The 10,317-nt window shown below is 77.4% G+C and carries 9 protein-coding genes; 2 read left to right on the top strand and 7 right to left on the bottom strand.

Going from position 1 to position 10,317, the window contains the following annotated elements:
• Window positions 1-93: 93 nt before the first annotated feature.
• Window positions 94-1,314: a cupin domain-containing protein gene (locus tag ACI8AC_RS19175; protein ID WP_456899429.1), complete on the top strand. Its 1,221-nt coding sequence runs from the start codon at window positions 94-96 to the stop codon at window positions 1,312-1,314.
• Window positions 1,311-2,258, top strand: a complete 948-nt coding sequence (locus ACI8AC_RS19170; protein ID WP_456899428.1) for a sucrase ferredoxin — start codon at window positions 1,311-1,313, stop codon at window positions 2,256-2,258. Before ACI8AC_RS19175 ends, ACI8AC_RS19170 begins: the two co-directional genes overlap by 4 nt.
• Window positions 2,259-2,295: 37 nt before the next feature.
• Here ACI8AC_RS19170 and ACI8AC_RS19165 read toward each other — a convergent pair whose 3' ends face one another.
• The 7 genes from ACI8AC_RS19165 to ACI8AC_RS19135 form a co-directional block, all read right to left on the bottom strand.
• The gene (locus tag ACI8AC_RS19165; protein ID WP_456899427.1) at window positions 2,296-3,465 is read right to left on the bottom strand and encodes an alkaline phosphatase family protein; all 1,170 of its coding nucleotides are present in this window, start codon (window positions 3,463-3,465) and stop codon (window positions 2,296-2,298) included.
• Window positions 3,462-4,202: a class I SAM-dependent methyltransferase gene (locus tag ACI8AC_RS19160; RefSeq protein ID WP_456899426.1), complete on the bottom strand. Its 741-nt coding sequence runs from the start codon at window positions 4,200-4,202 to the stop codon at window positions 3,462-3,464. Before ACI8AC_RS19160 ends, ACI8AC_RS19165 begins: the two co-directional genes overlap by 4 nt.
• Before the next feature lie 166 nt (window positions 4,203-4,368).
• Window positions 4,369-4,854 carry a VOC family protein gene (locus ACI8AC_RS19155; RefSeq protein ID WP_456899425.1) on the bottom strand — a complete coding sequence of 162 codons (486 nt, stop codon included), beginning with the start codon at window positions 4,852-4,854 and terminating at the stop codon, window positions 4,369-4,371.
• Window positions 4,855-5,006: 152 nt separating this feature from the next.
• The gene (locus tag ACI8AC_RS19150) at window positions 5,007-5,546 is read right to left on the bottom strand and encodes a DinB family protein (RefSeq protein WP_456899424.1); all 540 of its coding nucleotides are present in this window, start codon (window positions 5,544-5,546) and stop codon (window positions 5,007-5,009) included.
• A 101-nt stretch (window positions 5,547-5,647) separates the two neighbouring features.
• Entirely contained in the window at window positions 5,648-9,442 is a 3,795-nt protein-coding gene (locus tag ACI8AC_RS19145; RefSeq protein WP_456899423.1) for a DNA polymerase III subunit alpha, read from the bottom strand.
• Window positions 9,439-9,924: an SAV_6107 family HEPN domain-containing protein gene (locus ACI8AC_RS19140; RefSeq protein ID WP_117376246.1), complete on the bottom strand. Its 486-nt coding sequence runs from the start codon at window positions 9,922-9,924 to the stop codon at window positions 9,439-9,441. Before ACI8AC_RS19140 ends, ACI8AC_RS19145 begins: the two co-directional genes overlap by 4 nt.
• Window positions 9,924-10,244: a DUF6504 family protein gene (locus tag ACI8AC_RS19135; RefSeq protein ID WP_117376245.1), complete on the bottom strand. Its 321-nt coding sequence runs from the start codon at window positions 10,242-10,244 to the stop codon at window positions 9,924-9,926. Before ACI8AC_RS19135 ends, ACI8AC_RS19140 begins: the two co-directional genes overlap by 1 nt.
• Between the last annotated feature and the right edge of the window lie 73 nt (window positions 10,245-10,317).

Raw genomic sequence — 10,317 nt, 5'->3', positions numbered from 1 at the left:
CGGCGCGGGGGGGGCCGCCGCGGCGGCGGTCGGTGCCAGCGCCCCGCCCCCCCCCCCCCCCGGGGGGGGCCGCGCCCCCCCCCCCCCCCGCCCCTGCGTCGGTGCACCGCCCTGGACCCGGAGGTCTTCGCCGCGCAGTACTGGGGTCGCCGTCCCCTGCTGGTCCGCGCCGAGGAGACCGGCGGGTCCTTCGCCGACCTGCTCGACCTGGCCGCCGTCGACGAGCTGCTGTCCCGCCGCGGCCTGCGCACGCCGTTCCTGCGCATCGCGAAGGACGGCGCGGTGGTCGACACCAAGCGCTTCACCACCTCCGGCGGTGCGGGCGCCGAGGTCGCCGACCAGGTGTCCTCCGACGCGGTGCTGCGCCTGTTCGCCGAGGGCAGCACCGTCGTCCTGCAGGGGCTGCACCGCCTCTGGCCGCCGCTGATCGAGTTCGCCGACCAGCTGGCCGCCGACCTCGGGCACCCGACGCAGGTCAACGCCTACGTCACGCCGCCGTCCTCGCGAGGCTTCTCCCCGCACTACGACGTCCACGACGTCTTCGTCCTGCAGGTCGCCGGCGAGAAGCACTGGCGGATCCACGAGCCGGTGCTCGCCGACCCGCTGCGCACCCAGCCGTGGAACGAGCGGGCGGCCGACGTGGCCGCCGCGGCGGAGCGGGCGCCGGTGATCGACGCGGTGCTGCGGCCGGGTGACGCCCTCTACCTGCCCCGCGGCTACCTGCACTCGGCCGAGGCGCTCGGGCGGATCAGCGCCCACCTCACCGTCGGGGTGCACGCGGTGACCCGGTTCGCGGCCGCCGAGTCGGCCCTGGACCTCGTGCGCGCGCTGGCCGCCGACGACCCCGAGCTGCGCCGGTCCCTGCCCCTGGGCGTGGACCTGTCGGACCCGGCCGGGGTGCGCGAGGAGCTCGGCGCCGTCCTCACCGGGCTGCGCGACCGGCTGGCGCGGGTGGACCCCGACGAGGTCGCCGACCGGCTGCGGGCCCGCACCTGGGCCCAGGTGCGCCCGGAGCCGGTCGCCCCGCTGGCGCAGGCGACGGCCGCGGCGGCCCTCGGCCCGGGAACGGTGCTGCGGGTGCGGCGGCGGCTGCGGACGGCGCTGCGGGAGGCCGCCGGGGACCGGGTGACGCTGCTGTTCGGGCGCCGGTCGCTGGAGCTGCCGGCCGGCACCCGCCCGGCGCTGGCCGAGCTGCTGGCCGCCGGCGAGCTCAAGGTCGGCGACCTGCCGGGCCTGGACGCCGAGGACCAGCTGACCCTCGCCCGGCGGCTGGTGACCGAGTCGGTCGTGACCGTGCCGGACGCCACCGCGTGACCGACCCGGACTTCTGCCGGCCGGCCCGGGTCCCGGGCCGGCCGGCCGGCCGCCTGGACGCCGACCGGTGCTCGGTGCGCGCCCTCGCCCGCGGGGACTCCGGGGTGGGCACGGCCTCCCCCGCCCAGCGCTGGCTCCTGATCGAGCAGCCGGGCCCGTGGGGGGTCGACGCGCTCGCGCAGTCCCGGTTCGACCCGTCGGTGGCCCCCCGGCTGGCCCACCGGGCGCGCGAGGAGGGCGTCCGCGTGCTGCTGGTGCGCCGGCCCGGCGACCGGCTGGCCGACACCGGCCGGCGGTGGGCCTACGCCGACGGCCGGCCCGGGCGCGAGGGTCTGTGGTGGTCGGTGCGCGAGGACGACGCCGAGATCGTCGACGCGCCGTGGGACGGGTCGGCCGGCCGGCCGGCCGGGGGTCCGACCTACCTGGTGTGCGCGCACGGCGGGCACGACGCCTGCTGCGCGGTGCGGGGCAGGCCGCTGGCGCAGGCGATGCCCGCCGACGACGTCTGGGAGTGCAGCCACCTCGGCGGGTGCCGCTTCGCGGCCAACGTGCTCGTGCTGCCGCACGGCTTCTACTACGGCCAGGTGCCCGGGGACGGTGCCCCGCTGGTGGCCGCGCACGCCGCCGGCGAGGTCGCGCCGTCCTGGTTGCGCGGCCGGTCGGGTACCGCCCCGCCGGTGCAGGCCGCCCAGCAGGCGGCGCGCGCGGAGCTCGGCCTGCTCGGCGTCGACGACCTGCCGGCGCGCGAGGTGCGCCGGCTGACCCCGGCCGGGGCCGAGGAGGAGCGCTGGGTGGTCACGCTCGCCGGCCCGCACGGCGACGTGGTGGTCGAGGTGGCGAGCCGGCCCGGGCCCGAGGCGGCCCGGCTGACCTGCCGGGCCACGCACGACGCGCACCCCCGCCTGTGGTCGGCCCGGCTCACCGCCGGCCGCCCGGTCGGCTGAGGCGCCCGGTCGGCTGAGGCGCCCGGTCCGCTGAGGCTCAGCCCAGGGCGCGGCCGCGGGCGGTGAGCAGCGGGATCGCCAGCTCGGTCGCCGTGAGGGAGCCGTGGTAGGCGACCAGCCGGCTGGGGCCGGGCTCGCGCTCGGTGGCGGTGAGGGCCCAGGTCCCGCGGGCGAGGGCGACGACGTCGCCGATCCGGTCGGCCAGCGCGTCGTCCACCCGGCCGAAGACGCCGCTGGCGACGGCCTCCTCCCGGCCCACGACCCACGCCCGGTCGCCCAGCACCTGCCGCCAGCGGGCCAGCAGCTCCCCGGCGGCGCCCGGGACGGCGTGCACGTAGCGCGCCCGCGGCTCCCCCGCGAGCAGCCGCACGCCCTCGGTCAGCTCCGGGGTGGCGTCCAGGTCGAGGCGGGTCGTGGCCGGGATGTCGAGCATGCCGTGGTCGGCGGTGACCAGGAGGGCGGCGTCGGCGGGCAGGCCGTCGACCACCTGCTGCACGAGCCGGTCGACGAGGGCGAGCTGGGCCCGCCAGCTCGGCGAGTCGACGCCGCGGACGTGGCCGGTGAGGTCGAGCTCGGCGGTGTAGCCGTAGACGAGGGTGCGCGGGGCGGCGGCGAGGGCCTGGAGCACCAGCGCGCCGAGGTCCCCCGCGCCGACCGTGCCGGCGTAGCGCGCCCCCCGGTAGGCGGCGGCGGTGAGACCGGAGCCGGCGAAGGCGTAGGGCGCGACCGCGGTGACCTCCACGCCGGCGGCGGCGACCTGCTCGAACACGCTGCGCCGGGGCTGCCAGGTGCGCGGGTCGGGGTCGTCGGCCCACTGGATGTGGTTGAGGGTGCGCTCCTCCCCCGGCACGGCCGTGACGAAGCCCAGCACCCCGTGGCTGCCGGGCGGCAGGCCGGTGCCGAGGGTGGTGAGGCTGACCGGGGTGGTGCTCGGGCAGGGGGCGGCGAGGTCACCGGCGGGGGTGGCCAGCGCGGCCAGCGTCGGGGCGAGGTCGGGGTGCGCGCGCACGAGGTCGGCGCCGAGGCCGTCGACGAGCAGAACGGCGACCCTGCGGGCGCCGGCCAGCACGGCGGCCAGCCCGAGCGGGTCGGCGGGCAGGCCGTCGCGCTCGACCGGCACGCCGAGGGTGGCGGCCGCCGAGGGCAGGACGTCGGCCAGCGTCCCGGCGCCGTAGGCGGGGACGGCCAGGTCGGCCGGGAGGGTCACGGGCGGGTGGCGAGGACGTGCAGCCCGCCGGCGACGTCCCGGTAGGGCGAGCTGCCGGCGAGGGTGAGCTCGAGCCGCCGGACCGCGGCTGGGTCGGCGTCGGCGGCCGCGTCGGCGCCGACGATGTCGAGCAGGTCGGCGACGACGGAGACCCCGCGCCAGGAGCCGGGGGTCAGCCCGGCGCCGCTGACCAGGTCCAGCAGGTCCGCGGGGGTGAATCGGCGGCGCGACCGGGTGCCGCCGGGGCCCGGGCCCTCGAACAGGGCCAGGGCGTCGGTCGGGTGGCCGCCCACGGCGCGGGCCAGCACCGCCCCGGCCCGGTTGGCGACCGCGACGCTGGCGGTGCCGCCTGCCGTCAGGCTGCGGGCGATCTCGCCAAGGGTGGTCGCGGGGTCGTCGACCACCTCGAGGACGGAGTGGCACAGCGCCAGGTCGAAGCCGCCGGCGTCCGGGACCACCTCGTGCAGCAGGTCGCCGTCCCCCTGGACGCCGTGCACCCGTTCCCCGACGCCGGCGGTGCCGGCGCGCCGGGCGAGGGTGGCGAGCGCGTCGGCGCTGGGGTCGACGACGGTGACGTCGTGCCCCAGGCGGGCCAGCGGGACGGCGAAGACCCCGCTGCCGCCACCGACGTCGAGCACCCGCAGGGCGCCGCCCGTGCCGACGAGGGGGTCGAGGGCGGCCCAGACGGCGGCGGCGCGGGTGGGCAGCTGCTCGGAGGCGGGGGCGGACGGCGGCACCCGTCGAGCCTAGTGGCGGACGCCGCCGTGCACCGGACGCCGCCGTGCACCGGGCACCGCCGTGCACCGGGCACCGCCTCCACCGGGCACCGCCGGCCACCGGGCACCGCCGGCCACGGGGCACCGCCGGCCAGCGGGCACCGCCGTCCGTGGGGTGTCGTGCGGGTCAGACGGGGACGGAGTCGGCGGCGCGGCGGATGGCGGCGACGTCGATCCGGCGCATCTGCAGCATCGCCTGCGTGGCCCGCTGGGCGCGGCCGGGGTCGGGGTCGTTGAGCAGGGCCATCATCTCGCGGGGGACGACCTGCCAGGAGACGCCGAACCTGTCCTTGAGCCAGCCGCACTGGCTCTCCTCGCCGCCCTCGGTGAGCCGGGTCCAGTAGTGGTCGGCCTCCTCCTGGTCGTCGCACATGATCTGGAAGGAGACCGCCTCGGTGAAGGAGAACTGCGGACCACCGTTGAGGGCGGTGTACTCCTGGCCGTCGAGGGTGAAGGAGACCGTCAGGACGTCGCCCTCCTTCATCGGCGGTGGCATGTCGGGTCCGTAGCGCGTGACCTCGCCGATGCTCGAGTTGGGGAAGATCGAGGTGTAGTGCCGGGCGGCCTGCTCGGCCTGGCCGTCGAACCACAGGCACGGGATCTGCTTCGGCATGGTGGGTGCTCCTCCCTGGGTGTGCGGGTGCGTTCCCGGTGTGGACCGCGGGGAGCCGCAGGACTCATCGGCGCCGGTGGGGTCCGGTCGCGGTCGGCCGGGGGAGGCGGCGGTCCGCTCACCTGCTGCGTGCGGCGGGCCCGGCCCCGGGCTCACTCGCCGGTGAGGCCGTCCACCGCCTCGCGGAGCAGGTCGGCGTGGCCGTTGTGCCGCGCGTACTCCTCGATCATGTGGCAGAGGATCCAGCGCAGGCCGGGTGCGCTGCCGTCGGGCCACGTGCGCCGGGCGAGGCGGTCGAGGCCCCCGTCGGCCAGGGCCTGGCCGACGAGCGCGCGGGACCGCTCGACGGTCCCCCGCCAGGTCGCCAGCAGCTGCTCCGGGGTGTCGTCCGCGGTCAGCCGGAAGTCCCAGTCGGGGTCGGCGTCCCAGTCGACGGCGTCCCACGGGGCGTGGCGGGGCCGGCCGTGCAGCCAGCAGGAGAACCAGCCGTCCTCGGTGACCGCGAGGTGCTTGAGGAGGCTGCCGAGGGTGAGCGGCGAGACCCCGACGGTCACCCGCATACCGGCCGCATCGACCCCGCTGCACTTCCACGCCAGGGTGGCGCGCTGGTGGTCGAGGAAGCCCAGCAGGGTCTGGGCCTCGTCCCCGGTCAGCGGCGGCTCGGGCCGCCCCTGCTCGTCCACCGTGGTCATGCGGGTGGACGCTACCGCCGCCCCCGCCCGGCACGGGTCGGCCGGGACCGGCGACCCGGGTGGGGCCGGTGACCCGTGCACGACCGGCGCCCCGGGCGGGTTCAGTGGCCGGAGCTGCCCGGGCTGGAGTGCCAAAGCTTGCGCGGTGCGGTGGCGGCGCGCCGGGCGGCCGTGGCGGCGTCGTCCCCGGCCGGCCGGATGTCGGCGTAGGGCGACATCCGGAACCCGGTCGGGTGCACGAGCACCGGTTTGACCACCACCGGCCGGGACCCGCGCGAGGCCGCGGCCCCGCTGATCGCCTCCTCGGTGTACCCGCCGGGCGCGGCCATGTGCTCGGCGACCGCCTCCGTCCCGCCGGTCTCCCACGCCTCGTGCAGCGCCGGCAGCTCCCAGGCGCCCGTGGCCCGCAACGACACCCCGCGCGGACCCGTCCGGCGCAGCACCCCCCGGATGACCAGCAGCCACCCGTGGAACACCGTCGCGGCGTAGGGCCCCTGCGCGTCCTCGAAGAACGTCGCGTCGGCGCAGCCGGTGCCGTCGTCCAGGGTCACGAAGACCACCCGACGCCCGGACCGGATCGGCGGGGTCTGCGTGGCCACCTTGACCCCGGCCACCAGCACCTCCGCCCCGCTGCGGCAGCCGAGCAGCTCCCCCGCCGGCACCGCGCCCACCGCGGCGAGGAACGGCCGGTAGAAGTCCACGACGTGCCGGCTGGCGTCCAGGCCGAGCACCTCCAGCTCGGCGCGCACCAGCTCGGCGTCGGTGAACTCGGGCAACCCGCTCCCCTCGGCCCACTCCAGGCCGGGCTCCCCGGCCGCTCCCGCCTCCTCGGGCGCGTCCGCACCCGCATCGAGGCCCATGAGGTCGAGGCTGAGCTGCCCGTGCGAGCTCGCCCGCGCGCCGCTGCGGCTCCACCGGTCGAGCTCGCCGATCTGCAGCAGGAGGTCGCGGCGGGTGACCTCGCGGCGGGAGCGGGTGGGCCGCCCGGTCTCGCGGTCGCGCACGCCGAAGCCGTAGAGGGAGTCGAAGCCGCCGGCCAGCACCAGCCGCTCGACCACCGGCCGGGACACCGACGCCCGGTGCCAGAAGTCGGTGAGCGACCGGTAGGGCCGGCCGGCCACGATCCGGGCCACCTCCTCCTCGGAGATGCCCTTCACGTCGGCCAGCGACAGCCGGATGCCGTACCGCGAGGGGTCGGGCATCGACGCCGGCATCCAGGACGGCCGCGCCCGGCCGGGGACACCCTCGGGGTCGTGGGTGTCCCCGGGGTCGTCGGCGTCCGCCAGCCGCTCCACCCGGTAGGCGCCGGTGGAGGCGTTGACGTCCAGGCCCAGCACCCGCACGCCGAAGTTGCGTGCGTCGTCGAGGATCAGCCGCTTGGGGTACATGCCGGGGTCGTGGGTCAGCACCCCGGCGAGGAAGGCCGCGGTGTGGTGGGCCTTGAGCCAGGCCGACTGGTAGGTGGGCAGGGCGAACGCCGCGGCGTGCGCCTTGCAGAAGCCGAAGGACCCGAAGGCGACCAGCACCTCCCAGACCTGCTCGGCCACCTCCGGCGGGTAGCCCTCGGCCAGCACCCGGGGCATGAACCAGGCGCGTACCTCGGGGTGGGCGTCCTTCTCCCCCAGCGCCCGGCGCACCTCGTCGGCCTCGGCCAGGCTGCAGCCGGTCATCCGCGCGACGATCTGCAGCACCTGCTCGTGGAAGACCACCACCCCGGCGGTCTGCTCGAGGCAGAACGCGAGGTCGGGGTGCGGGTAGACCGGCTCCCGCCAGCCGTTCCGGGCCATGAGGAACGGGGTGACCATGTCGCTCTTCACCGGCCCGGGCCGGAACAGCGAGATGTCGATGACGATGTCCTCGAACGACTCCGGCCCGAACTTGCCGACCAGCTCCCGCTGCCCTGGGGACTCGATCTGGAACATGCCCAGCGTGCGGGTGCTCCGGATGAGCTCGAACGTCGTCGGGTCGTCGCGCGGCACCGCGTCGATGTCCACGATCTGCCCGTCGACCCGGGCCACCTCGTCGAGCGCGTGCGCGATCGCCGACTGCATCCGGATGCCGAGCAGGTCGAGCTTGAGCAGCCCGAGCTCCTCGACGTCGTCCTTGTCGAACTGGCTCATCGGGTAGCCGAGGAAGCTGTTCTCCACCGGGGTGCGGTCGAGCAGCGTGGCGTCGGAGAGCAGCACGCCGCACGGGTGCAGGGCGATGTGCCGGGGCAGCCCGTCGAGCCGGGCCACCAGGTCGAACAGCAGGTCGAGGTCGCCGGTGCCGCCGCCGCGGCGCGACCCGAGCCGGCTGGCCCGCAGCTCCGGGAGGTCCTTGAGCGCGGCGTGCACCTGGCCGGCCCGGATGTGCGGGAAGGCCTTGGCGACCGCGTCGATCTCGGCCGGCGGCAGCCCGAGCGCGGCTCCGACGTCGCGGATGGCGTGCCGCACCCGGTAGGTGTCCATCATCGAGATGCAGCTGACCCGGTGGGCACCGAAGCGCTCGATGACCGCGTCGTAGACCTCCATCCGGCGGGCGGACTCCACGTCGATGTCGACGTCGGGCAGCTGGTGGCGCAGCGGGGAGAGGAAGCGCTCCATCAGCAGCCCGTACCGGATGGGGTCGACGTCGGAGATGCCCAGCAGGTAGGTGACCAGGCTGCCGGCACCGGACCCCCGGGCCGCGGCGCGGACCCGCAGGCCCTTGATCAGGTCCACCACGTCGGCGACGGTGAGGAAGTAGGACGGGTACCCGAGGGCCTCGATGACCGAGAGCTCCTCCTCCAGCCGCACCCGCACCCGTTCGGTCGGCACCATCCCGCGCCGGCCGAGACCGGCCTCGCAGCGGGCCCGCAGGACCTGCGACGGGTCCATCCCCCGCTCGGCGGGGCCGGTGACCACGTCGAGCTCGGGGTAGCGCACGGTGCCGATGCCGAGGTCGGCCCGCACGTCGACGGCGCACTGCTCGGCCAGCCGGGCGGTGCGCTCCAGCAGCCGCAGGACGGCGTCCCGGTCGGGGCCGACGACGTCCTCGGCGACCTCGGCCATCTCCTTGCCCGACTTCAGGTAACCCTCGGCGGTGCGCCGGTCGACGTGCCGCAGGTCGAGCGGGACGAGCCGGCGGGCGGCGTCCAGGACGTCGGCGGTGGGGGCGTCGAGGGCGTCGACGTACCGGACGGCGTTGGTGAGCACCGCGGGCACGCCCTGCTCGGACGCGAAGCGCAGCACGGCCTGCGCCCGGGCCCGGTCGCCCCGGCCCCGGTGGTGCACCAGCTCGAGCACCAGGGACCCCGGCCCGAAGGCCGCCCGCCAGGCGGCCAGCCGCTCGGCGGCCACGTCGGCCCGGCCGGCGGCCAGCGCCCGGCCGACCGGGGACCCCGGGCCGAGCAGGGCGACCAGCCCAGGGGCGTGCTCGGCGGCCAGGGCCAGCGAGCTGACCGGCTCCCCCCGCGTGCCACGCAGGTGCGTCGCGCTGGTGAGGCGGCACAGCGAGCGCCAGCCCGCGCCGTCACGGGCCAGGAAGGTGACCCGGGGCAGGCGCGGGTCGACGCTGCTGCCACCGCGCACCGGCACCCGCCGGCGGCCGGGCGTGCCGGCGGGTGCGCCCGGCCGGCGGGAGCGGGCCAGCCCGGGGGCGTGCTCCTCCCCCAGCAGCGGGGCCAGGGCCGGCGGCACCGTGCCGTCCACCCCCGGGAGCACGGCGAGGTCCACCCCGAACAGCGGCCGGACGTCGGCCGCCCGGCAGGCCAGGGCGAACTTCACCGCGCCGTAGAGCCCGTCGCGGTCGGTGAGCGCCAGCGCCCGCATGCCGTGCTCGGCCGCCCGGGCGACCAGGTCGGCCGGGTGGTTCGCCCCGTACTGCATGGAGTAGCCCGAGGCGACGTGGAGGTGGACGAAGGGGTCGCCGCTCACCTCTGCTTCCGGTGCTCGGTGCCACCGACCACCCGCGGGCGGGCGAGCCGGGGGGACTCGGGCAGGGGCGTGCGCCCCAGGTGCTCCTCGACCACGGCGAGGAAGGCGCGCACGTCGCGGACCAGGTCGTCGGCCTCCCGCTCGGTCACCGCACGGGAGAGACCGGCCTCGGCCGCGGCCCGCTTGGCCGCCCCGGCGGCGAAGAAGGTGGCCCACTCCCCCAGCTCGGGCGCGACCTGGCCCAGCAGGACCCAGGCGCTGCGCGGACGGCGCCGCCCCGACTCCGGTCGGGTGCGGGCCGCCAGCACCGCGGCGGCCGCGCGCAGCGCCCCCAGGTGCGCGGTGGCGTACCGCTCGCGCGCGTCGGTGCTCGCCGCTGCCTCGGCCAGCGCCCGGGTGGCCTGGTCGAGCAACTGCGCGGCCGCCGCGGGCAGCGGCGGGGGCAGGGGCAGCTGATCGGCCATGACGCGGACCGCCCCCATCAGTCGTGCACCCGCACGAGCGACCACCGGTTGCCCCACGAGTCCCAGCTCAGGTCGTAGACCCCGGCGAAGCTCATCCGCGAACGCCCGGCCCGGACCGCCTCCACCCGCCAGACCTCCCGGGTGGCCACCAGCTCCGCGGAGGCGCCGCCCGCCTCCCCCTGCCGCCACCACGGCGCGGTCTCCACCCACGAGTCGAGCAGCTCGCCGACCTCGTAGCGCGACTGCCCGCGCCAGAACTGCACCGGCCCGAGCGGCCCGCGCTCGACCTGCACCTCCTCGCCGACCCGACCGCCGACCCCGCCCAGCACCCGGCTCATGACAGACTCCCCACCGCTCGCGACCACCCGGCCGACCCCGACCCGCCGCACCCGGTGGGGAAGATCCGGGTAC

The organism is Geodermatophilus sp. SYSU D00758, assembly GCF_054049955.1.
This window is presented reverse-complemented; position numbering and strand designations above follow the sequence as displayed.

Excerpts from the sequence above, each read along its gene's own strand:
- ACI8AC_RS19155 (WP_456899425.1), bottom strand. The coding sequence starts at position 4,854 with ATGCCGAAGCAGATCCCGTGCCTGTGGTTCGACGGCCAGGCCGAGCAG.
- ACI8AC_RS19150 (WP_456899424.1), bottom strand. The coding sequence starts at position 5,546 with ATGACCACGGTGGACGAGCAGGGGCGGCCCGAGCCGCCGCTGACCGGG.
- ACI8AC_RS19140 (WP_117376246.1), bottom strand. The coding sequence starts at position 9,924 with ATGGGGGCGGTCCGCGTCATGGCCGATCAGCTGCCCCTGCCCCCGCCG.
- ACI8AC_RS19135 (WP_117376245.1), bottom strand. The coding sequence starts at position 10,244 with ATGAGCCGGGTGCTGGGCGGGGTCGGCGGTCGGGTCGGCGAGGAGGTG.